The organism is Azospirillum sp. TSO22-1 (assembly GCF_003116015.1).
Lineage (GTDB): Bacteria > Pseudomonadota > Alphaproteobacteria > Azospirillales > Azospirillaceae > Azospirillum.
The window spans coordinates 1-21,018 of sequence record NZ_LGQZ01000203.1; the positions used below are offsets into that span (position 1 = coordinate 1).

Annotated in this window: 20 protein-coding genes; 6 read left to right on the plus strand and 14 right to left on the minus strand. The window is 70.6% G+C overall.

Annotation, left to right across the window (positions count from 1 at the left end; translation table 11 throughout):
* Positions 1-985, plus strand: a 985-nt coding sequence (modC, locus tag TSO221_RS33580; protein ID WP_109122807.1) for a molybdenum ABC transporter ATP-binding protein, incomplete at its 5' end; no start/stop codon positions are given.
* Here the strand turns inward: modC and TSO221_RS33585 are convergent.
* Positions 982-1,821: a substrate-binding domain-containing protein gene (locus TSO221_RS33585; protein WP_109122839.1), complete on the minus strand. Its 840-nt coding sequence runs from the start codon at positions 1,819-1,821 to the stop codon at positions 982-984. The two genes, modC and TSO221_RS33585, sit on opposite strands and share 4 nt — an antisense overlap.
* A gap of 119 nt (positions 1,822-1,940) precedes the next feature.
* Positions 1,941-2,684 carry an MBL fold metallo-hydrolase gene (locus tag TSO221_RS33590; protein ID WP_109122808.1) on the minus strand — a complete coding sequence of 248 codons (744 nt, stop codon included), beginning with the start codon at positions 2,682-2,684 and terminating at the stop codon, positions 1,941-1,943.
* 114 nt (positions 2,685-2,798) lie between these two features.
* Here TSO221_RS33590 and TSO221_RS33595 point away from each other — a divergent pair, with 114 nt between their 5' ends.
* Entirely contained in the window at positions 2,799-3,371 is a 573-nt protein-coding gene (locus tag TSO221_RS33595) for a TetR/AcrR family transcriptional regulator (protein ID WP_109122809.1), read from the plus strand.
* An 84-nt stretch (positions 3,372-3,455) separates the two neighbouring features.
* Here TSO221_RS33595 and TSO221_RS33600 read toward each other — a convergent pair whose 3' ends face one another.
* The 5 genes from TSO221_RS33600 to TSO221_RS33620 form a co-directional block, all read right to left on the minus strand.
* On the minus strand, positions 3,456-3,941 hold the full coding sequence (locus TSO221_RS33600) for a c-type cytochrome (RefSeq protein ID WP_109122810.1): 486 nt from the start codon (positions 3,939-3,941) through the stop codon (positions 3,456-3,458).
* Positions 3,942-3,952: 11 nt separating this feature from the next.
* On the minus strand, positions 3,953-4,921 hold the full coding sequence (locus TSO221_RS33605) for an alpha-ketoacid dehydrogenase subunit beta (RefSeq protein ID WP_109122811.1): 969 nt from the start codon (positions 4,919-4,921) through the stop codon (positions 3,953-3,955).
* A 10-nt stretch (positions 4,922-4,931) separates the two neighbouring features.
* Positions 4,932-5,882, minus strand: a complete 951-nt coding sequence (locus tag TSO221_RS33610) for a thiamine pyrophosphate-dependent dehydrogenase E1 component subunit alpha (RefSeq protein WP_109122812.1) — start codon at positions 5,880-5,882, stop codon at positions 4,932-4,934.
* A 377-nt stretch (positions 5,883-6,259) separates the two neighbouring features.
* Complete coding sequence (locus TSO221_RS33615) at positions 6,260-7,597, minus strand: GAF domain-containing protein (protein ID WP_109122813.1); 1,338 nt, start codon at positions 7,595-7,597, stop codon at positions 6,260-6,262.
* Positions 7,594-8,082, minus strand: coding sequence for a hypothetical protein (locus TSO221_RS33620; RefSeq protein WP_109122814.1), 489 nt, complete (start codon positions 8,080-8,082; stop codon positions 7,594-7,596). Before TSO221_RS33620 ends, TSO221_RS33615 begins: the two co-directional genes overlap by 4 nt.
* Positions 8,083-8,219: 137 nt before the next feature.
* Between TSO221_RS33620 and TSO221_RS33625 the strand changes: the two genes are divergently transcribed.
* A complete protein-coding gene (locus TSO221_RS33625; protein WP_109122815.1) occupies positions 8,220-9,239 on the plus strand; it encodes an NAD(P)-dependent alcohol dehydrogenase in 1,020 nt (339 codons plus the stop codon).
* A 4-nt stretch (positions 9,240-9,243) separates the two neighbouring features.
* Here the strand turns inward: TSO221_RS33625 and eutC are convergent, their stop codons facing one another.
* From eutC to TSO221_RS33655, 6 genes are all read right to left on the minus strand, one after another.
* Complete coding sequence (eutC, locus tag TSO221_RS33630; protein WP_109122816.1) at positions 9,244-9,975, minus strand: ethanolamine ammonia-lyase subunit EutC; 732 nt, start codon at positions 9,973-9,975, stop codon at positions 9,244-9,246.
* Complete coding sequence (locus tag TSO221_RS33635) at positions 9,972-11,363, minus strand: ethanolamine ammonia-lyase subunit EutB (RefSeq protein ID WP_109122817.1); 1,392 nt, start codon at positions 11,361-11,363, stop codon at positions 9,972-9,974. Before TSO221_RS33635 ends, eutC begins: the two co-directional genes overlap by 4 nt.
* Before the next feature lie 9 nt (positions 11,364-11,372).
* Complete coding sequence (locus TSO221_RS33640; RefSeq protein WP_109122818.1) at positions 11,373-13,097, minus strand: putative 2-aminoethylphosphonate ABC transporter permease subunit; 1,725 nt, start codon at positions 13,095-13,097, stop codon at positions 11,373-11,375.
* On the minus strand, positions 13,094-14,197 hold the full coding sequence (locus TSO221_RS33645) for a putative 2-aminoethylphosphonate ABC transporter ATP-binding protein (protein ID WP_109122819.1): 1,104 nt from the start codon (positions 14,195-14,197) through the stop codon (positions 13,094-13,096). The genes TSO221_RS33640 and TSO221_RS33645 overlap by 4 nt, the downstream gene beginning before the upstream one ends.
* Before the next feature lie 68 nt (positions 14,198-14,265).
* The gene (locus TSO221_RS33650) at positions 14,266-15,303 is read right to left on the minus strand and encodes a putative 2-aminoethylphosphonate ABC transporter substrate-binding protein (RefSeq protein WP_109122820.1); all 1,038 of its coding nucleotides are present in this window, start codon (positions 15,301-15,303) and stop codon (positions 14,266-14,268) included.
* Positions 15,304-15,454: 151 nt separating this feature from the next.
* Positions 15,455-16,264, minus strand: a complete 810-nt coding sequence (locus TSO221_RS33655; RefSeq protein ID WP_109122821.1) for a DeoR/GlpR family DNA-binding transcription regulator — start codon at positions 16,262-16,264, stop codon at positions 15,455-15,457.
* A 106-nt stretch (positions 16,265-16,370) separates the two neighbouring features.
* Between TSO221_RS33655 and hisN the strand changes: the two genes are divergently transcribed.
* The gene (gene hisN / locus TSO221_RS33660; protein WP_109122822.1) at positions 16,371-17,144 is read left to right on the plus strand and encodes a histidinol-phosphatase; all 774 of its coding nucleotides are present in this window, start codon (positions 16,371-16,373) and stop codon (positions 17,142-17,144) included.
* Positions 17,145-17,157: 13 nt separating this feature from the next.
* Here the strand turns inward: hisN and TSO221_RS33665 are convergent, their stop codons facing one another.
* The gene (locus TSO221_RS33665) at positions 17,158-18,780 is read right to left on the minus strand and encodes a hypothetical protein (protein WP_109122823.1); all 1,623 of its coding nucleotides are present in this window, start codon (positions 18,778-18,780) and stop codon (positions 17,158-17,160) included.
* A gap of 267 nt (positions 18,781-19,047) precedes the next feature.
* Here TSO221_RS33665 and TSO221_RS33670 point away from each other — a divergent pair, with 267 nt between their 5' ends.
* Positions 19,048-20,160: a 2-aminoethylphosphonate--pyruvate transaminase gene (locus tag TSO221_RS33670; RefSeq protein WP_109122824.1), complete on the plus strand. Its 1,113-nt coding sequence runs from the start codon at positions 19,048-19,050 to the stop codon at positions 20,158-20,160.
* A gap of 24 nt (positions 20,161-20,184) precedes the next feature.
* Positions 20,185-21,015: a phosphonoacetaldehyde hydrolase gene (gene phnX, locus TSO221_RS33675; RefSeq protein WP_109122825.1), complete on the plus strand. Its 831-nt coding sequence runs from the start codon at positions 20,185-20,187 to the stop codon at positions 21,013-21,015.
* The last annotated feature ends 3 nt before the right edge of the window (positions 21,016-21,018 follow it).

The following is a 21,018-nucleotide window of genomic DNA, read 5'->3' on the forward strand; positions in this document are numbered from 1 at the left end:
GACCACGGTGCTGCGCTGCGTCGCCGGGCTGCAGCGCCTGGACGGCCGCTTCGCGCTGGACGGCGAGGTCTGGCAGGACGACGACGCCTTCCGCCCGACGCACGCGCGCCCCATCGGCTACGTCTTCCAGGAGGCCAGCCTGTTCCCGCACCTGTCGGTGCGCGCCAACCTGCTGTACGGCCACCGCCGCACGGTGGGGCGCGGCGTGCCCGAGACCATCCGGGTGGACGAGGTGATCGAGCTGCTCGGCTTGAGCCGGCTGTTCGACCGCGGCGTCCCGCACCTCTCGGGCGGCGAGCGGCAGCGCGTCGCGGTGGGGCGGGCGCTGCTGGCGCAGCCCAAGCTGCTGCTGATGGACGAGCCGCTGGCGGCGCTGGACCGCTTCAGCAAGGACGAGATCCTGCCCTATCTGGAGCGGCTGCACGACGCGCTCTCCGTGCCGGTGCTCTACGTCAGCCACGACATCGCCGAGGTGGAACGGCTGGCCGACCATCTGGTGCTGCTGAAGGAGGGCCGGGTGGTGGCCTCGGGTCCGGTGCAGGAGTTGCAGGCCGATCCGACGCTGCCCATCGCCCGCATGCCCGAGGCCGGCGTCACCCTGCCCGCCACGGTCGCCGGCCACGAGCCGGCCTACGGCCTGACCGCGCTGGCGCTGGCGGGCGGCCGGCTGCTGGTGCCCGGCGATCTTGGCGCCGAGGGAACGCCGCGGCGCGTGCGCATCGCCGCCTCCGACGTCAGCCTGGCGCGCCGGCCGGCGCCGGACAGCACGATCCTCAACGTGCTGCCCGGCCGGATCGCCGCCGCCGAACCGCAGGACGGCGTGCAGGTGATGGCGGTGGTGGCGCTGGGCGAGGACGGCGCCGGTGCCCGCCTGCTGGCGCGCGTCACCCGCAAGTCATGGGACGCCCTCGGCCTCGCACCGGGCCAGCCGGTGTTCGTGCAGATCAAAGGCGTCGCGCTGGTCAACCGGGAAGCCGCTTCTTAGGCCCCCAGCTCACCGGCGTTGGGGAAGAACAGCGGTTCGCCGCCGATCCTGTAGCCGGCGATGGCGCCCTGCCCCTCGGCCGAGCGCAGCCAATCGACGAACGCCTGCCCCTCGGCCTTCTTGACGTGGCCGAACTTCGCCGGGTTCACCAGCATGACGCCGTACTGGTTGAACAGGCGCTTGTCGCCCTCGACCACCACCTCCAGCTCGCCGCGGTTCTTGAAGCTCAGCCACGTGCCGCGGTCGGCCAGCGTGTAGGCGTTCATGGCGGCGGCGGTGTTCAGCGTCGGCCCCATGCCCTGGCCCAGCGCCTTGTACCAGCCGCCCGACTTCGGCTCGACGCCGGCGGCCTTCCACAGGCTCAGCTCGGTCTTGTTGGTGCCGCTGTCGTCGCCGCGCGAGGCAAAGGGAGCCTGCTTTTCGGCGATCTTCTTGAGCGCCGCGTTGATGTCCTTGCCGCCCTTGACGCCGGCCGGGTCGGCCTTCGGCCCGATCAGCACGAAGTCGTTGTACATGACCGGGAAGCGCTCCACCCCGAAGCCCTCGGCGACGAACGCCTCCTCCGACGGCTTGTGGTGGACGAACAGCACGTCGGCGTCGCCGCGCTTGGCCTGGTCGATGGCCTGGCCGGTACCCTTGGCGACGACGCGCACCTCGATCCCGGTCTTCGCCGTGAACAGCGGCAGGATATGCCTGAACAGCCCGGAATCCTCGGTCGAGGTGGTCGAGGCGACGGTGATGAACGGCGTCTGCGCCAGCCCCGGCGCGGCGGAAAGCCCGACGACCGCAACGGCGGCGAAGGCGGTCAGGACGGTGCGGCGAAACAGCGACGGCATCTCGGACATTCCCTCCGGTTCGTTATGAGCCGAGCATCATAACGACTACGAAGGAAAGTGGAGAGGGGAAATCGACGGCGGAGCGTCCTGCGCTCCGCCACCACACGAGGGGTTCGACGTCAGGCCGCTGCGGCCGTGTGGGCGGTCAACACGCGGTCGTCGTAGCTATCGGCCAAGGCACGGAGCGCGGCCCCGCCGTTACCGCTGAACGACGGCCCGTGCATGAGCGCCAGCGTGCGCGGCGACAGATCGGCCAGCCGGCGGATCGTGGCGCCCATGTCAGGATTCAGGCTGGAATACCGGAACATCTCCTCGGCAGCGATCGCCGGGCCGACGATGTCCCCCTCGGTCAGGGCCGGACCATCGCCGAGCTGGGTGAAGAGGTCGCCGCACAGCAGCGTACCGGTGCCCTCCTCGTACAGCAGACCCGCCTCCCAGCCATGCGGGACATGCGGCGTGTCGAGGTAACGCACCCGCTTGCCCTTGCCCAGGTCGATGATCTCCCCGTCCTGGAGCGTGCGCGGCGGGCGGTCGGCCATATCGTTCAGGGAGACCATGCAGGCGGTCTGCCCGTGCGCCACCTCGGCGTGCGGCGCCAAGGCCAGCCACTCGTTCATCGCCCCGCACTCGTCCGCCTCGTAATGGCCGAACGTGATCCAGCGCAGCCGCTCAGGCGGCATCAGGCGGCCGACCGCAGCGCAGACGAGCGGGAACATCGCCCGCGGGCCGGTGTGGAACAGCAGCGGCTCGTCGCCGAGGACGAGGAACTGGTTGAAGGAGAAGCCGGCGGGCGGCGCGATCGCCGGCACGAAGGTCGAGAACCGGTAGATGCCGCCGGCGATTTCGCTGACCTTGGTCTCCATAGTGTCCTCCCTGTTGCGGCGATGGCGACGCCATCCAATTTGACAGAACACAACCGTGCACTTAAAATAGGGCAGCGTCAATATTGGGTGCACATTGATGTGCAGCAAAAACGGATGAGCCGTCCCTATACGATGAAGCGCCGTGCCGATCAGCAGTCGGAGACCCGCCGGCGCATCGTGGAAGCCGCTGTCGAGCTGCACAGCAGCGTCGGGCCGGCGCGCACCAACACCAGCATGGTGGCGGAACGCGCCGGTGTTCAGAGGCACACCCTCTACGCCCACTTCCCCGACGAGCGGAGCCTCCTCCTCGCGTGCTCTGGCCTCGTGGCGGAGCGCGACCCGCTGCCGGATGCGGAGCCTTGGCGGAGCATCGCGGATCGGCGCGAGCGGCTGCGCGTCGGCCTCCAGGCGCTGTACGGCTGGTACGGGCGCAACGCGGACTTGGCGGGGTGCGTGCTGCGCGACGTCGAGCACCACGCATTGACCAGGGAGATCGCCGAACTGCGGATCATGCCGTACATGCGGGCCTACAACGAGTCGCTGGGCACCGATCTGAGCCCGGGCCAGCGGGCGATGCTGGGGCTGATGCTGAGTTACTTCACATGGCGGACCCTGGTGCGCGAGAGCGGGCTGGACCGGGATGCCACCGTGACCATGGCGGTTCACGCCATCGACGGCGCGGGATGACGCCCGACCGCTGAGCATCCGATCACCCCGGACGAGGGGCATGGCGCCCCCGTCCACCCGATGCCGTCCATCCGGCGCGCCGCCCTACTGCGGCAGCACCACGCCGAGATAGGGGCCCGCGGGCTTACCGGACGCGCCGACCGGCGGCGGCGCCTGATGGCGCACCGGGGGCAGGCCCTTCAGATAGGTGGCCAGCGCCTTGGCGTCGGCGTCGGTGAGCGCGGCGTAGGACGGCCACGGCATCACCGGCACCAGCTGGCGCCCGTCCGGCCGCGTTCCGGTCCGCACCGCGCGGACGATGTCGGCCTCGCTCCAGGCGCCGAGGCCGGTCTCGCGGTCCGGCGTCAGATTGGGCGGGTAGAAGACGCCGAGGTCGGGGATGCCGAAGCCCACGGCGGATCCCGCCAGATGCAGGGCGGGGTCGGGCTTGCCGGTCAGCGCGCCGCCGGTGTGGCAGCCCTGGCAATCCATGATCCGGGCGAGGTACTCGCCGCGCTTCACGAGATCCTCGGCGGCGGCCTGCGTGGCCAGCAGGACCAGGGCGAAGGCGGACAGGTTGATGGTCTTCATCGGGTGTCTCCTCACGCCGGGACGAGGCCGACGAGGCGGCCTACCGTCTCGACGACGGCATCAGCGGACGGGGCGAAGGCCTGCTCCAGCGGGAAGCTGGCGGGGGCCGGGGCGTCGGGGCCGGTCAGCCGCATCACCGGGGCGCGCAGGTCGCCGAACGCCTTCTCGGCGACCAGCGCGGCGATCTCGGCGCCGACGCCGCACATCCGGCTCGCCTCGTGCACCACGACGACCCGGCCGGTCTTGCGCGCCGAGCGCAGGATGGTCTCCTCGTCGAGCGGTTTCAGCGTGCGCAGGTCGATGACCTCCGCCGCCATGCCCTGCGCCGCCAGCCGGTCGGCGGCCTGCAGGCAGGCGTGCACGCTCTTGGCGTAGCTGACGAGCGTCACGTCCGCACCCTCGCGCCGCACCGCGGCCTTGCCCAGCGGGACGACCACCTCGCCCTCCGGCACCGCGCCGGGCGCGTAGCCGAGCGCGATGTCGGTGAAGAACAGCACCGGGTTCTCGTCGCGGATCGCCGCCTTGAGCAGCCCCTTGTAGTCCGCCGCCGTCGACGGCATCACCACCTTCAGGCCGGGGCTGTGCACGAACCAGGCCTCGACGTTGTGGTTGTGCTGGGCGCCGACGCCCCAGCCGCCGCCGGTCATGGCGAGCACCACCATCGGGAAGGCGAACTGCCCGCCCGACATGTAGCGCAGCTTGCCGGCGCTGTTGACGATCTCGTCCATGGCGTAGCACAGGAACGGCGCGAACAGCAGGTCGACCACCGGGCGCAACCCGGTCGCCGCGGCGCCGGCGGCGGTGCCGGCGATGATCCCCTCGGCCAGCGGCGTGTTGCGCACCCGTGCAGCGCCGAATTCCGCCAGCAGGTCCTTGCGCTTGGTCGCCACGCCCTCGCCGAAGATGAGGACACGGTCGTCGCGGCGCATCTCCTCGGCCAGCGCGGCGGAGACGGCGTCGGTGACGGTCATGGTCTGCATCGGTGCCTCCTCAGGCGTAGACGTCGGTGGTGAGGGCCTCGAAGCCCGGGAAGGGGCTGGCCTCGGCGAAGGCGGCGGCCTGCTCCATCCGCCCTTTCACGGCGGCCTCCATCTCCTGCGCGGCGGCATCGGAAAGGTGACCCTCCGTGATCAGGCGGTTCCGGGCCAGCAGGATCGGGTCGCGGGCGCGCCAGCGCTCCAACTCCTGGGGATCGACATAGGACTGGTCGTCCGGCTCGAAGTGGCCGCGCAGGCGGTAGGTCTGCACCTCCAGCAGGAAGGGCTTGCGCGTCTCGCGGATGGTGGCGACGGCGCGCTCCGCGGCGGCGCGCACCGCGTCCACATCGTTGCCGTCGACGGTGCGCCAGTCCATGCCGTAGGCCGCGGCCTGCGGCGCCACGCCGTCCGCCAGCGTGGTCTCGCGCCGGTGCACGAAGGCCTGCCACTGGTTGTTCTCGCACACGTACAGGATCGGCAGGTTCCACACCGCGGCGAGGTTGAGGGATTCGTGGAAGCGCCCCTCGCACGCGGCCCCGTCGCCGAAGAAGCAGGCGACGATGCCCTCCCCACCGAGCATGGAGCGCGACAGCGCCACGCCGGTGACCAGCGACAGCTCGCCGCCGACGATGGTGGAGGTCAGCACCACCCCCAGTTCCTTCGCCGCGATGTGCAGCGACCCGCTCTTGCCGCCGCAATAGCCGTCGCGCCGGCCCATCACCTCGGCCAGCATCCGCCCCGGATCGGCGCCGCGCGCCAGCAGGTGGCCGGCGCTGCGGTGGTTGGTCAGGATCTGGTCGTCGGCCGACAACGCGGACACCACGCCCACCGCCGCCGCCTCCTGCCCGACCGCGGTGCAGGTGCCCGCCGCGCGCTGCTCGGCGTGCAGCGCGATCACCGTTTCCTCATAAGCGCGGATGAGCATCATCCGCTCCAGCGCCCGAACGCGTTCCCGCGTGTCCATCGTGCCGTCCCCGTCAGGAATGAAGATCGGCCAGGAGTATAGGCGCGGCTGGGGCGGAGCCGTTGCTAACTCTTCCCTCACGCAACCCTAAAATTTTCGTAAGCGAAAATTTCGAACCTGAAACGAAGATGGGTGAACCCGAAGCGTCCGCGCCCCTCCCCTGCCTCCGGCGGGGGAGGGAGGGACCCAAGCGCAGCTTGGGAGGGTGGGGGCAGCGGCGTCGGTGGCAGGCGTTGATTCTCGTGCACGCCGCTACCCCCACCCAACCACCGGTCGCCCGCAAGTCGGGCGACCGCGCTCCGCCTACGATCGCCTTCGGCGCTCATTGCCTACGGCATTGGCTCCACGCCCCCGCCGGAGGCAGGGGAGGGCTCATTTCACCCCATCTCCTCCAGCGCCAGCGGGCGCTGCACCACCAGGCGGAAACGGCCGCGCCCGGTCTTCTCCAGGCGCAGGACCTCGCAGCGCTCGGTCAGCCGGCGCTGCAGCAGGATCAGCCGCGCCTCCAGGTTCTCGGACGCCTCGGGCAGGCGGATGCACGGGGCCAGCCGCAGCTCGCGGTTGGAGAACTCGGTCCGCGCGTGCTGGGCGTGCTGGCGCACCAGCCACCAGAGAATCGCCCCGGCGACTCCCTTGATGAGGTACTGGTGGTCGACGAACACGCTGTCGTCGGCAGCATGGTGGTGCAGCCGCGCCGGTGCGCCGCGGGGTTCGGCCACCGCGGCGTCCTCGGGCGCCGGCTCGGCGGCCGGGGACTGCCGCACGACGTGGATCATGGCGCCGAGCACCGACGCGACCGTCGCCAGCGCGTCCTCGTCGTCGTAGCAGAAGCGCATGGCCTCCGGGCTCTCGGCGAACAGCACGCCGATCAGCTCCCCGCCGGCGAGGATCGGCACGGCGAGCTGGCTGTGCGGGGCGGCGAGGCCGGGGAACGGGATCTCCCGCGCGTCGCCGGCCCCGCCCGCCTCCAGGCTGCTGTCGCGCGCGGCGCGGCCGTAGGCGTAGTCGGAGGTGGCGTGGGTGATGCGGATCGCCGTGCGCTCGCGCGCCGCCACGCCGATCACCCCGTCGCCCAGCGCGATCTCCGACCCGATGCCCGACGCGCGGTAGCCGAGGCTGGCGACGGTGTAGAGCCGCCCGCCGGCCTCGTCCGCCATCAGCACCATGGCATGGTCGATCCCGAAGAGGGCGCGCAGGTCGGTGACCGTGCGGTCCAGCAGCTCCTCCAGGTCGGTGCAGGCGGAGAGGCGTTCGCAGCACCGCCGCGTCGCCGCCAGCAGACTGCGGTTGCGCACCGGGGCCGGCAGCGTGGCGCCCGGCACCACCTCGATCCCCAGCACCTCGAACACGTCGGCGCCCAGCAGGCGGAAGACGCCGGCCATGCCGGTGTGCGAGGCGATGCCGGCGAGCTTCGCCTTCATGCTTTCGAACAGCGGCCCGGCGGTCTCGGTGCGCAGGTAGCGCACGCGCATGCGGTACTGCGCAACCGTCTCCGGGTCGATCAACTGCAGCGTCGCGTGCGGGTTGGCCAGGATGTTGCGCCGCGTCTTGTTGAAGAACTGGTAGGACAGCGCGACGTGCGCCGGGTCCATGTAGTGGACCTGCGACAGCACCGAGATGTTGGGCACACCCTCGCGGTCGGCGGTGGCGATGGCGGCGGGGATGACGCCTTCCAGGCAGGAACGGATGGCGTCCAGGCAAATGTCGCGGCTCATGGCTCCACCGGGTCTCCCGCCCGCGGGCCGGGCGTCTGGTCGAAGGCGGCCTCCGGCGTGAAGGTCACCGCCGCGAGGTCGCGCGGGTCATGCGCCATCAGCGTCCGCGAGAACGCCGTACTGAAGCCGATCAGCCCGACGTCGCGGGTGAAGCCGGTGACGTGGTGCGCCACGACCGGCGCGGCGCCCTCCCCGGCCGGAGCCACCGCCGCATCCCGCCCCTTCAGCTGGATCGAATGGTGGGTGCTGGGCTTGGTGACCACCAAGGCGGCTTGCCCGGTCTCCGCCACCGCCGCCACCAGCGCAGCATTCGGTGTCCGTGCGAGGTAGACGGTCAGGCGCCCGCCATCGGACGACACGTCGCAGGCGAGCACCCGGCCGAGCGTCGGCCAGCCGGCCGCGTCCCGGGACGCGAGCATGAGGCTGACGTCGCCTTCCAGGAAGGCGGTCAGCGCCGGGCTGAGGCTCCGCGTCCGTTCCACCATTCGCACCCTATCCATTCGTCGACGTCAGAATACCCGCATGCGGCGCGCTTTGCTCGTGGCCTGTTGGGCAGGGCGGCTTGCCGAGACGGACGAAGCGGTGTCCACTCGGAGAATCCAAAGGGACGGAGGGGGCGGCGATGCGCGTCATGGAGATCCGCGGCGATTGGTCGGTGGACCACATCGTCGAGGCACGGCGTCCGAAGCCCGCGCCGGGGCCGACTCAGATCCTGCTGCGCATGACGGCGGCGACGCTGAACTACCGCGACCATGTGCTGGTCCGGCGCGGCTACGGCAACCGCAGCGGTGCGCTGCCGCTGGTGCCGGTGTCCGACGGGGTCGGCGAGGTGGCGGCGGTCGGCGCCGCGGTGACGCGCTTCAAGGTCGGCGAGCGCGCCTGCCCGACCTTCTTCCAGGACTGGGTCAGCGGGCCGTTCCGCGACGGCTGGTGGCGCTCGCAGCTCGGCGGGCCGCGCGACGGCGTGATGCAGGAGTTCATGGCGGTCGAGGAGCATGCGGCGGTCCGCGTGCCCGATTTCCTCACCGACCTGGAGGCCGCCGCCCTGCCCTGCGCCGCGGTGACGGCGTGGAGCGCGGTGGTCGCGCAGAACCCGGTGAAGGCCGGCGACGTCGTGGTGGTGCAGGGCACCGGCGGGGTGTCGCTGTTCGCGTTGCAGTTCGCCAAGATGCAGGGCGCGCGGGTGATCGCGCTGTCCTCCAGCGACGCCAAGCTGGAGCGGGCCGGGGCGCTCGGCGCCGACCACCTCGTCAACTACCGCGCCGAGCCGGAATGGGGCCGCACCGTCCGCATGCTGACCGATGGCGTGGGGGCCGACCACGTGGTGGAGGTGGGCGGCGCCGGCACGCTGGCGCAGTCGATCCGCGCCGTGCGCGGCGCCGGCACCATCAGCCTGATCGGCGTGCTGGGCGGTGCCGCGGCCGAGGTCGGCCTGGGCCACGTGGTCACGCAGAACATCCGCCTGCAGGGCGTCACCGTGGGCAGCCGCGACACCTTCGAGGACATGCTGCGGGCCATCGCCCTGCACCGGATGCGGCCGGTGATCGACGGCACGGTCTACGCGTTCGAGGACGTCGCCGATGCCATCCGCCGCTTGGCCGAAGGCGGGCACGTCGGCAAGGTGGGCGTGGCGTTTTCGTAGCCGTCTACGGCCCACCGGCCAGCAGCGGCGTTGCGTCGTCCTTCAGGCCGACGCCGGTGAGCTTCAGCCGGCGTGCCTCGGTCATCAGCCAAGCCAGCTTGTCGGCGGCCGTCGCGTAGTTCAGCCCGTCGGGAGGCCGGATGTTGGACAGGCAGTTGCGCTCGGCATCCACGAGGCCGGGCCGCGGCGCCCAGCTCAGGTAGACGCCCAGGCTGTCGGCGGAGGTCAGGCCCGGCCGCTCGCCGATCAGCACCGCCACCATCGCCGCGCCGAGGCGCTGGCCGATGGGGTCGCCGATGGCGACGCGGCCCTGCGAGACGATCACCACCGGCGCCACGCTCCAGCCCGGCAGCCGCTCCAGCACGGCGTTCACGGTGTTGGCGGCGTGAGCGTGCACCGCCGCGGCGGACAACCCGTCGGCGATGACGAAGGCCACGTCGCAGGGGCCGGGACTCAGTTTCCCCTCGTCCTCCGCGGCGAGCAGGCGACCGAGGTCGGGGCGTTGCAGGTAGGTGGCGCGGTCGGCGGCGCGGCTGCGCACCCGGATGGCCGGGCGGCCCTCCAGGCCGGCCTCCACCAGCGCCGGGTCGAAGGACGCGTGCACGGCGTCGCGCGCCCGCGCGTGCGCCAATTGGAAGTCCAGCAGAGCCGTGGTCGGCAGCCCGTCGCCGCAGCGGCCCAACCCGATGCGCGCCCGCGTCGCCATCCGCAGCCTGGTCCAGGGATCGGGCGTCATGCCGCCTCCCCGTCCAGGAAGCGCAGCAGCGCCGGACTGGACGGCGGCAGCTCCTTGACGCGGCCGTCGGCGCCCAGCATCCCCATGCCCTCCAGCCACGCCTCGAACTCCGGCGCCGGGCGCAGGTTCAAGGCCGAGCGCAGGTACAGCGCGTCGTGGTAGGACGTGCTCTGGTAGTTCAGCATCACGTCGTCGGCGCCCGGCACGCCCATGATGAAGTTCACCCCGGCCACGCCCAGCAGGGTGAGCAGGCTGTCCATGTCGTCCTGGTCGGCCTCGGCGTGGTTGGTGTAGCAGACGTCCATGCCCATCGGCAGCCCGAGCAGCTTGCCGCAGAAATGGTCCTCCAGCCCGGCCCGCGCGATCTGCTTGCCGTCGTACAGGTACTCCGGCCCGATGAAGCCGACCACGCTGTTGACCAACAGCGGCTTGAAGGCCCTGGCCACCGCATAGGCGCGCGCCTCCAGCGTCTGCTGGTCCACGCCGTGGTGCGCGTCGGCCGACAGCGCCGAGCCCTGGCCGGTCTCGAAGTACATGACGTTGTCGCCCACCGTGCCGCGCTTCAGCGACAGCGCCGCCTCGCGGCCCTCCTCGAGGACGGCGAGGTCGATGCCGAAGGCACGGTTGGCCGCCTCGGTACCGGCGATGGACTGGAAGACGAGGTCGACCGGCGCGCTGCGCTCGATGATGGCGATGGTGTTGGTGACGTGGGTCAGCACGCAGCTCTGCGTCGGGATGGCGTAGCGCTGGCGGATGCCGTCCACCAGTTCCAGCAGCGCCGTGCAGCCCTGCAGGCTGTCGGCCGCCGGGTTGATGCCGATCACCGCGTCGCCGCAGCCCATCAGCAGCCCGTCGAGGATCGCCGCGGCCACCCCCTGCGGGTCGTCGGTGGGGTGGTTCGGCTGGATGCGCACCGACAGCCGCCCCGGCAGCCCCAGCGTGCCGCGGAACGCCGTCACCACGCGGATCTTCCGCGCCACCGCGATCAGGTCCTGGTTGCGCATCAGTTTCGACACCGCCGCCGCCATCTCCGGTGTCAGGCCGGGCGCCAGGGCGGCCAGCGCGGGGCCAGCGGCGGCGTCGGAGAGCAGCCAGTCGCGGAACTGCCCGACCGTCATCGCCGCCACCGGCGCGAAGGCCGCGGCGTCGTGCGTGTCGAGGATCAGCCGCGTCACCGCGTCGTCCTCGTAAGCGACCGCCGGCTCCTCCAGGAAGGTCCTGAGCGGCAGGTCGGCAAGCACGAGGCGGGCGGCCACCCGCCGCTCGTCGCTGTCCGCCGCCAGCCCGGCCAGCGCGTCGCCGGAGCGGTGCGGGCTGGCGCAGGCGAGCACCGCCTTCAAATCGGCGAAGGCGTGGCGGGTGTGGCCGAGCGTGGCGGCGTAGGGCATGGGCGTCTCCTACCTCTGCCGCCAGCGCTGGAAGCGCGCCAGCCCGAAGCGCCGCACCAGCAGATCGAGCCCGCGCACCGCGGCCGAGGTGTAGACGATCACCATCGCCATGGCGGCGGCGGATGCGATGTTGCCGGCGTCGTCGATGCTGATCACCGCCACCGACGCCGTCTTGGTGTCGGGCGTGTAGAGGAAGATCAGTGACGACGCGGTCGTCAGCGCGGTGGCGAACAGATAGACGAGGATGTCGAGGATGGTCGGCAGGCACACCGGCACGGTGACCAGGGCGAAGGTGCGCCAGAACGGCACCTTCAGCGAGGCGGACACCGCCTCGTACTCGCCGTCCACCTGCTTCAGGATGGTGGACGCCGAGAGGTGGGCGACCGTGTAGTAGTGCGCCAGCGTGTTGATCACCAGGATCGCCATCGTCCCCATCAGGAAGCCCAGCGGGTTGGCCGGGTGGTTGAAGAAGAAGATGTAGGCGATGCCCAGCACCAGCCCCGGCACCGCCAGCGGCAGCAGGGCCAGCACGCTGATGGCGTGGCGCAGCAGCGGCAGGCTGCGCCCCTTCTCCACCAGATAGGCCCCGCCGAACACCACCGCGGTGCCGATCACCGCGACGCTGGACGCCATCACCAGACTGTTGGTGTAGCTCGTCCAGCCCGAAGAATCGACCAGCGAGAAGTCGTAGTTCGTCAGCGTCAGCGTCAGGTCGTACGGCCACAGCTTGATGAAGGACGCGAAGGCCGAGGTGCCCAGCATCGTCGCGATGGCCAGCGCGATGACCGAACAGACCGCGAAAAACACGAGGTCGCGCCCCTTCTGCGGCTGCGGCGTCAGCAGCACCGAGCGGGCGGAGAGCTGCGCCTTCTGCCGCTTCTGCACGTGCCGGGTGACGAGGAAGGAGAGCAGCGCCGGCGCCAGCAACACGAGGCCGACCACCGCCCCCATGGGGAAGTTCTTCTGCCCGATGACCTGCTTGTAGACGTCGGTGGCCAGCACGTTGAAGCGCCCGCCCACTACCTTCGCCACGCCGAAGTCGGTCAGCGCCAGCGTGAAGGCGACCACCGCGGCGCTGACCAGGCCGTAGCGCACGCCGGGCAGCGTGACGGTCCAGAAGGTGCGCCAGCGGCTGGTGCCCAGCGCGTCGGCGGCCTCGTACAGGCGCGCGTCGGCCATGGACAGCGCGGTGACCAGGATCAGCAGCACGTGCGGGAAGGTGTAGTAGACCTCGCCCATGATGATGCCGATCGGGCCGTAGATGGAGTTGCCGAACAGCAGCCCCTTGGCGAAGCCCTTGTTGCCGAACAGGTAGACCAGCGAGATCGCCGGCAGCATGGACGGCGACAGGATCGGCGTCACCGCCAGCGCCCGCAGCACGCCGCGCAGCGGCATGCAGGTGCGCGTCAGCCCGTAGGCGAAGACGAAGCCCAGCGTCACCGTGATGACCGTGCTGGCCGAGGCGACGAACAGGCTGTTCCAGATCGACTGGGTCAGCGACGGGGTCGAGAAGTAGGCGGCGAAGTTGGCCAGCCCGACGAACTCCCCCGCGCGGTTCTCGAACGCCTTGACGAACAGCGCCAGCAGCGGCAGCGCCACCGCGACGATGAGGAACACCCCCACCGCCAGGATGCCGCCGGCCATGATCCAGTCCTCGCGCCCCATGCTCAGGCGCAGGCGGCGCGGTGTCCGGGCGGCCGGGGCGAGGGAGGGGACGCGGACGGATTGGTTCATGCCGCGGCCTCGGGGAACACCTCGGGGAACACCTGGGCGACGCCGTCCGGCACCAGCGCGTCGACCGCCGCCCCCTCGGCCAGCGCCAGCGCGCCACCCAGTGCCGGCGGCACGTCGGCGACGAGGCGGCGGCAGCCCAGCGCCTCCACCGACAGGGTGACGCGCCAGAAGCTGCCGCAGAACTCCACGTCGGTAACCTGCGCAGGGTAGCCGCCGGCACCGGCCGGGCGCAGTTCCACCTGCTCCGGCCGCAGGCAGATCTGGACCGGCTCGTCCGGCATGCCGGCCTGCACGCCCACGCCGGGGCGCAGCGGCACGCCGTTGACGGCGACCGTGCCGTCGGCGCGCAGCCGGCCGGGCAGGAAGTTGCTCTGCCCGACGAAGGCGGCGGCGAAGGCCGTGCGCGGGGTGCGGTACAGCTCGGTCGGCGTGCCGACCTGCTCGATCACGCCGCGGTTCATCAGCACGATGCGGTCGGACAGCGTCAGCGCCTCCTCCTGGTCGTGCGTCACCATGATGGTGGTGATGCCGAGGCGCCTGTGCACCTCCTTGATCTCGCGGCGCAGGAACTGCCGCACCTGGGCGTCGAGCGCCGACAGCGGCTCGTCCAGCAGCAGCAGCCCCGGCGACAGCGCCAGCGCGCGGGCCAGCGCCACGCGCTGCTGCTGCCCGCCGGAGAGCTGCGACGGGTACTTGTGGAGGTGCTCGTACAGATGCACCAGCGTGGCGAGCTGTTCGACCCGCGCCCGGATCTCGTGCCCCGGCACGCCGCGGTTCCGCAGGCCGTAGCCGATGTTCTCCGCCGCCGTCAGGTTGGGGAACAGCGCGTAGGACTGGAACACGATGCCGAAGTCACGCTGCGCCGGCGGCAGGCGGGAGATGTCGCGCCCGTCCTGCTCGATCCGCCCGGAGTTCTGCGGGTCCAGCCCGGCGATGGCGCGCAGCAGCGTCGTCTTCCCGCAGCCCGAGGGGCCGAGGAAGCAGACGAACTCCCCCTTGCGGATGCTGAGGCTGACGTCGCGCAGCGCATGGAAGGTGCCGAAGTGCTTCGAAATGTTCTGCAGCCGGAGATAAACCGGCGGTTCCTCGGGAGCCGTCATGCTCGCCTGCCTGCTCGCGGATGAAATGGGGGACCGGCCGGGCGGGAGGCCCCGCCCAGCCGTCGCGCTCAGGTCTTCGGCTCGGACTTGGCGTTGTAGCGCTTCGACCACTCCGCCAGGATGCGGTCGCGGTTCGCCGCCGCCCAGGTGAAGTCGTAGGACTTCATCATCTGCTCCTCGGCATTGGGCGGGTAGTTGGGGATGTCGCGCTTCACGCCGGGGTAAGCGGTGACGGCGTAGAAGGCGTTGTACGCCTCGTTGGCCTTCTTCGTGACCGCCCAGTCCGCCAGCTTCCTGGCGGCGTCGAGGTTCTTGGTGCCCTTGACGATGGCGGTCGCCTCCATCTCCCAGCCCGAGCCTTCCTTGGGCAGGATGATCTCCAGCGGCGCGCCCTTGGTCTTCAGGCTGGCGCCGGTGTACTCGATGGAGATGCCCAGGGTGTACTCGCCCTGCGCCGCCATGCGGCACGGCTTGGAGCCGGAATGGGTGTAGACGGCGATGTTCTCGTTCAGCGCGTCCATGTACTTCCAGCCGGCCTCCTCGCCCATCTGCTGCAACCAGCCGGAGACGGTGAGGTAACCGGTGCCGGACGACGCCGGGTTCGGCATCACCAGCTTGCCCTTGTAGACCGGCTTGACGAGGTCGGCCCAGGTGGCCGGGGCCGGCATCTTTTCGCGCGCCGCCTCGGCCGTGTTGTAGCAGATGGCGCCCAGCCACGCGTCCATGCCCACCCAGGTCGGCGGCGCCTTCTGGTCCTTGAACCCGGCCTTCAGCTTGTCGTAGCCGGCCGGCGCGTAGGGCTCCAGCAGGCCGCCCTGGTCGAGGATCATCAGGCTCGACGCCGCCACGCCCCAGATGATGTCGGCCTGCGGGTTGTCCTTCTCGGCCAGCAGGCGGGCGGTGATGACGCCGGTGGAGTCGCGCACCCAGCGCACCTCGATGCCGGGGTTGTCCGCCTCGAACGCCTTCTTGTACGGCTCCAGCTGTTCGTTCTCCAGCGCCGTGTAGACGGTCAGCCTCGTCGCCGCCGATGCCGAGAGGGACGCAGCAATCACCGTGAACGCGGCCGAAACAGTCAAAGCAACGGCGTGGCTGTGGCGCAGCATTTCTCTAACCCTCCATTTGGTTCCGTCATCGGCGTCATGACGATATTCCGCCAATATCTTGGCATCGCCTTTCAAGAACTATGCCTTATCCGGACTCCTTTAAAATCAAAAGGGTTATTGGGTGAAATTTTTGTGAATGCTTATTCCCGCGTCAGTCGCCTGCCGCCCTGATGAAATTTTCCGCACCGGCCTGCGCCCGCACGGCGCCGGCCACCTCGCGCACGCCGGCGCGCAGCAGCGCCTTCACCGTGTCCGGGTCGGCGCTGCGGTCGGTGACCAGCGTGTCGACGCGCCCGCACGGGCAGATCTGCGCCCGGCTGCCGATCCCCAGCTTCGACCCGTCGGCCAGCATCATCACGCCGTGCGAATGGCGGATCATGGCGGCGGCGACCTCCGCCTCGGCGATCTCGAAGTCCATGGCGCCCTGCTGCGGGTGCAGGCCCACCGGGGACAACACCGCCACGTCCAGCTGGAAGCGCGCGATCTCCGCCAGCGTGCGGGCGCCCAGCGTCGCCGGCACCTCGCGCGCCAGCTCACCGCCCAGCAGGTGCGCCCCGCCCGCGGCAGACCCGCGCAGCGCCATCGCCACGTCTATGGAGTTGGTCACCACCGTCACGTCGGGCACCTGGGCCAGCTGCTCGGCGAACAGCGCGGTGGTGGTGCCGGCGTCGATGAAACAGCTCTGCCCCGGGCGGAACAGCGCCGCGGCGGTGCGGGCGATCTCCTGCTTCTGCGGGCGGTTGCGGGTGAGACGGGCGGTGAACGGCTCCTCCGCCGCCGCGGCCGGCAGCATGGCGCCGCCGTGCACCCGCATCAGCTCCCCCGCCGCCTCAAGCTCCAGCAGGTCGCGCCGCACCGTCTCGCGCGAGACGGACAGCTCGCGGGCGATCTCCTCCGTCGTCACGCGGGTGCGGGCGTGGAGCAGGTTGCGGATGCGCTGATGGCGGTCCTGCGCCCACATGGGCAACTCCGGCCTTAGGTCGCGGGCGTGTGTTCTTTTGTGGAGATTTGCATATGTGTGGATTTCCGTCTAGCCTTTCCGCACGACCTCTCCGAAAGGACGATCCATGACCGACGCCCCGCTCGACGCGTTCGCCGCCTTCGCCGACAGCCTGGCCGAGCGGACGCGGCCGGTGATCGACCGCTTCTTCCGCCAGCCCCTGCCGGTGGAGGTGAAAGGCGACGGCTCCCCCGTCACCATCGCCGACCGCGCCGTGGAGGAGATGCTGCGCGCCGCCATCCGCGAGCGCTTCCCCGACCACGGCATCCTCGGCGAGGAGTACGGGCGGCAGGACATCGGCCGCCGCTTCGTCTGGGTGATCGACCCCATCGACGGCACCAAGAGCTTCATCACCGGCCTGCCGCTGTTCGGCACGCTGCTGGCGCTGCTCGACGAGGGGCGGCCGGTGCTGGGGGTGGTGGAGATCCAGCCGCTGCGCGAGCGCTGGGTGGGTGTCGCCGGACGCGGCACGACGCTGAACGGCCGACCCTGCCGGACCCGTGCCTGCACGCGGCTGGAGGACGCGGTGCTCTACGCCACCACCCCCGACATCTTCGAAGGCGCTGACGCCGATGCGTTCGCGCGGGTGAGCGCCAAGGCGCGGCTGCGCCGCTTCGGTGGCGACTGCTACGCCTACGCCCTGGTGGCGGCGGGCACGGTGGACGCGGTGGTGGAGGTCGGCTTGCAGCCCTATGACTATCTACCACTGGTCGCGGTGATCGAAGGCGCCGGCGGTGTCGTCACCGACTGGCGGGGCCGCCCGCCCGGCATCGACTCCGATGGCCGCATCGTCGCCGCGGCAACGCCGGAGCTGCACCGGGCGATCCTGGAGACGCTGTGACGGCGCGGCGGTATCAGCGGCCGGATACGGGCGCGTGCCCGATGCCGGACATCCGCGTCAACACCTCCAGGGCGATGGACGCGTTGATGGTTCCGGGAGTCGGCAGCGCTGGTGCATGGAAGGCGGCGGCCGTTGCCGACGCGCTCCCGCCCTTCGCGGGTTCCTTGGCCGCCTTCGACATTTCCGCCAGAGTCTGCAACGCCTTCGCGGCGCTGTGGGATCCGGGCGCATCCTTCTGCTGGAAGACGTACGCGTCATCCTCCCGCGCCAGCGCCGTCTTGTACTCATCGAGCGAACCGTACAGGACGGTCCCGGTGTCCGCCGCGGTGCCGTAGCGGAATCGGTTGCTGCCGTACATGGCGAAATAGAACTGCTGGTCGCTTTCGGAGAGCGTGTTGAGCGCCTTCAGCGTGTACTCGTAGCCGGAGTACACCTCGCCCGCTTCGTCCCGGCGAATCATCTCAGGCAAGAAACTGTTCTGCGCGCGCGCCATGCGGTCTTCCGCCGCCCACAATTTGGGCAGGATGCCCGAGGTCTCCCAGTTCTTGACGATGGCCATTCGCGTCGGGCCTATATCCCCCGCTTCCCAGGTGTAGCGGCTCACTGTCGTGAACGCCTTCGCCTGATCCAGCAGCGGCGTCCGCCCGCTGTTGTCGTTGATGGTCGACAGCGCCTTGGCAAGCTCGGTGTTGCTCGGCCGCTGGTACCCCGGCGTTTTCTCCGGCCACGTCGGATCGACCGTACCAAGCGACGGCGACGTATCCGGGGGTGGCCCGAAGGCCGCGAAATGCGCCTCGGCCCTGGCTGTCCAAGAGTCGCTCTCCTGGCTCGTCGCCACCAGGCCGAGGAGGTCGAGCGTCCGCTGATCGCCCGCTGCCTGCACCACGGCGCCAATGGCCTTGAGCGTACGATGATTGTTGCTCTCGACCAGTTCGCCGGCACGCGGCTCCCGGGCGAGTTCCTCGCTGATCTTGGCGGTGTAGGCGGGATCGGCCAACGCCACGCCAAGTTCCCGCATGATGCCGATCCGCGCCGTCAGGCCGGCGCGATAGGTGTCGACGGACGCGAACGCGTCCGGCGCGCCAGCCGGGGATTGCCGCACCGAGCCCTCGTACAGGTTCTTCGCGGCCAGAAACGTCTGCTGATCGTCGGCGGACAATGCATCGAACGCCTTCAGCGTGCTCTGCAGCGATTCGGGCGTGAAGCCGTATTGCGTCGTCCGCATCCGCGTCTGAACCTTCGTAAAGACATCCTCCAAACGTTGCGCGTAGGCGGAATCCAGGAAAGCAGCGACGACACCGGACGCCTCCGCGCGCTTGGCGTCGGTGTCGAAGTTCGCGCTGTCCGCCACCATGGCGTTGAGCGCCTTGAAGGCCGCGATCTGGTCGGCGACCGCCGTCCTACCGCTGGCATCGTTGAGCGCGGCCAGCGCGTCCCCGACCGATTGCGATCCCCAGACGCTCGCCGGGGCGGAGGCCGGTTGCGCTGGAGCGTCCAGCAACGCCTGCGCCGTGGCGGAGAGCGTGACCGTGTCGACGATGGTGGCGCTGTCCCGGACAGTCGCGGACGGCAACGGCGCTGACGAGGGCGACGGCTGCGCCGCCACGGCCGGCGCGGAAATCGGCTGAATCTGCATGGCGTCCGCGAGCCTTTTGCCTGCTTTGCCTTTCGGACCACACGGTTCGGCGCGTGGCCGACGGGTGACCACGAAACCTCACCATAGGTGGATCAATCCGTAAAGATATTCCCATAACCACGGAATGCACATGTGTGAGTTTGTCGCGCGGGCAGCGCACACACCGCAGTATCAATAGACATTATCAATGTTGCTATAGATAAAATTGATTTGATTTATGGAAGCCCGCGCGGTGCAATCACCTCACCGTTCGACAGGGAGACCCCGATGCAGGAACCCTATCTGCTGACACCCGGCCCGCTGACCACCTCGCGCACCGTCAAGGAGGCGATGCTGCGCGACTGGGGCTCGCGCGACGGCGCCTTCATCGCGCTCAACACCCGCATCCGCGCGCGGCTGGCGGAGCTGGCGGGTGCGACGGGCACGCACGTGGCGGTGCCGATGCAGGGCTCCGGCACCTTCGCGGTGGAGGCGATGATCGGCACCTTGGTGCCGCGCGCCGGCAAGCTGCTGGTGCTGGTCAACGGCGCCTACGGCAAGCGCATGGTCCGCATGGCCGAGGTGATCGGGCGCGCGGTGACGGCCATCGAGGCGGCGGAGGACCAGCCGGTGGACATCGGTGCCCTCGACCGCGCGCTGGCGGCGGACCCGGCGATCACCCACGTGGCGGTGGTCCATTGCGAGACCACGTCGGGCATCCTCAACCCGGTCGGCGACGTGGCGACCGTGGTGGCACGGCACGGCCGACGGCTGCTGATCGACTCCATGAGCGCCTTCGGCGCCCTGCCGCTGGACGCCGCCGCCATCCCGTTCGAGGCGGTCGCCGCCTCCTCCAACAAATGCCTGGAAGGCGCGCCCGGCATGGGCTTCGTCATCGTCCGCACCGACGCGCTGGCGGCGGCCCGGGGGAACGCGCATTCGCTCAGCCTCGACCTGCACGACCAGTGGAAGGGCTTCGAGGCCAACGCGCAGTGGCGCTTCACCCCGCCCACCCACGTGCTGGCCGCCTTCGGGCAGGCGATCGACGAGCACACGGCCGAGGGCGGCGTCGAGGGGCGCGGCGCCCGCTACGCCGCCAATTGCCGGATCCTGGTGGAGGGGATGCGGGCGCTGGGCTTCCGCACGCTGCTGCCGGACGGCTTGCAGGCGCCGATCATCGTCACCTTCCGCATGCCGGCCGACCCGGCCTTCGTCTTCGAGACCTTCTACGACCGGCTGCGCGACAAGGGCTTCGTCATCTACCCCGGCAAGCTGACGGTCGCCGACAGCTTCCGCATCGGCTGCATCGGCCGGCTGGGGGCAGCGGAGATGGAAGCGGCGCTGGCCGCGATCCGCGCGACGCTCGACGACATGGGCGTGCGCTCCGGCGCGCCGGCGTAGAAACACGAGGGAAAGAGACCACCCATGACCCACACCTACACCCGCCGCTACACCGGCCCGCTCAAGGCCGTGGTGCTCGACTGGGCCGGCACGACCGTCGATTTCGGCTGCCTCGCCCCGGCCGCCGCCTTCATGGAGGCGTTCCACCGCTCCGGCGTCGACATCACGCTGGAGCAGGCACGCGCGCCCATGGGTATGCCGAAGTGGAACCACATCCAGGCGATCACCCGCATGCCGCCCGTGGCCGAGGCCTGGACCGCCAAGCACGGCAAGGCGCCGACCGACGCCGACGTGGACGCGCTGTACGAGCGTTTCCTGCCGCTCCAGGTCGGCGTGGTGGCCGAGCATTCGGCGCTGATCCCCGGCGCGCTCGACGCGGTCGAGGCCATGCGGGCGCGCGGGCTGAAGATCGGCTCGACCACCGGCTACCCGGCGCCGGTGATGGAGGTGGTCCTCGCCGAGGCGGCGAAGCAGGGCTACCGCCCCGACTGCGTCGTCTGCGCCGGCGAGACGCCGGCCGGCCGGCCCGGCCCGTACATGGCGCTGAAGTGCCTGATCGACCTGCAGATCTCGCCCGTGCAGGCCTGCGTGAAGATCGGCGACACGGTGGTGGACGTCGAGGAGGGGCTGAACGCCGGCATGTGGACCATCGCGTTGACCGACACCGGCAACGAGGTCGGCCTGCCGCTCGCCGAATGGCGGGAGGTGCCGGAGACCGGCCGCGCCGCGTTGCGCGCCCGCGCCGCCGACAAGCTGGCGGGCGCCGGAGCGCACTACGTGGTGCCGAGCTTGGCTGACGCGCTGCCGCTGCTCGACGTGATCGAGGCGCGGCTGGCCCGCGGGGAGACGCCGTAGCCC

Bases quoted from the DNA above. Each gene is read 5' to 3' on its own strand.
- TSO221_RS33670 (WP_109122824.1), top strand. From the start codon at position 19,048: ATGCAGGAACCCTATCTGCTGACACCCGGCCCGCTGACCACCTCGCGC.
- phnX (WP_109122825.1), top strand. From the start codon at position 20,185: ATGACCCACACCTACACCCGCCGCTACACCGGCCCGCTCAAGGCCGTG.
- TSO221_RS33645 (WP_109122819.1), bottom strand. From the start codon at position 14,197: ATGACGGCTCCCGAGGAACCGCCGGTTTATCTCCGGCTGCAGAACATT.
- TSO221_RS33610 (WP_109122812.1), bottom strand. From the start codon at position 5,882: ATGGACACGCGGGAACGCGTTCGGGCGCTGGAGCGGATGATGCTCATC.
- TSO221_RS33600 (WP_109122810.1), bottom strand. From the start codon at position 3,941: ATGAAGACCATCAACCTGTCCGCCTTCGCCCTGGTCCTGCTGGCCACG.
- TSO221_RS33635 (WP_109122817.1), bottom strand. From the start codon at position 11,363: ATGCCCTACGCCGCCACGCTCGGCCACACCCGCCACGCCTTCGCCGAT.
- TSO221_RS33620 (WP_109122814.1), bottom strand. From the start codon at position 8,082: ATGGTGGAACGGACGCGGAGCCTCAGCCCGGCGCTGACCGCCTTCCTG.
- TSO221_RS33615 (WP_109122813.1), bottom strand. From the start codon at position 7,597: ATGAGCCGCGACATTTGCCTGGACGCCATCCGTTCCTGCCTGGAAGGC.
- TSO221_RS33640 (WP_109122818.1), bottom strand. From the start codon at position 13,097: ATGAACCAATCCGTCCGCGTCCCCTCCCTCGCCCCGGCCGCCCGGACA.
- TSO221_RS33655 (WP_109122821.1), bottom strand. From the start codon at position 16,264: ATGTGGGCGCAGGACCGCCATCAGCGCATCCGCAACCTGCTCCACGCC.
- eutC (WP_109122816.1), bottom strand. From the start codon at position 9,975: ATGACGCCCGATCCCTGGACCAGGCTGCGGATGGCGACGCGGGCGCGC.
- TSO221_RS33650 (WP_109122820.1), bottom strand. From the start codon at position 15,303: ATGCTGCGCCACAGCCACGCCGTTGCTTTGACTGTTTCGGCCGCGTTC.
- hisN (WP_109122822.1), top strand. From the start codon at position 16,371: ATGACCGACGCCCCGCTCGACGCGTTCGCCGCCTTCGCCGACAGCCTG.
- TSO221_RS33595 (WP_109122809.1), top strand. From the start codon at position 2,799: ATGAGCCGTCCCTATACGATGAAGCGCCGTGCCGATCAGCAGTCGGAG.
- TSO221_RS33605 (WP_109122811.1), bottom strand. From the start codon at position 4,921: ATGCAGACCATGACCGTCACCGACGCCGTCTCCGCCGCGCTGGCCGAG.
- TSO221_RS33585 (WP_109122839.1), bottom strand. From the start codon at position 1,821: ATGCCGTCGCTGTTTCGCCGCACCGTCCTGACCGCCTTCGCCGCCGTT.
- TSO221_RS33590 (WP_109122808.1), bottom strand. From the start codon at position 2,684: ATGGAGACCAAGGTCAGCGAAATCGCCGGCGGCATCTACCGGTTCTCG.
- TSO221_RS33625 (WP_109122815.1), top strand. From the start codon at position 8,220: ATGCGCGTCATGGAGATCCGCGGCGATTGGTCGGTGGACCACATCGTC.
- TSO221_RS33665 (WP_109122823.1), bottom strand. From the start codon at position 18,780: ATGCAGATTCAGCCGATTTCCGCGCCGGCCGTGGCGGCGCAGCCGTCG.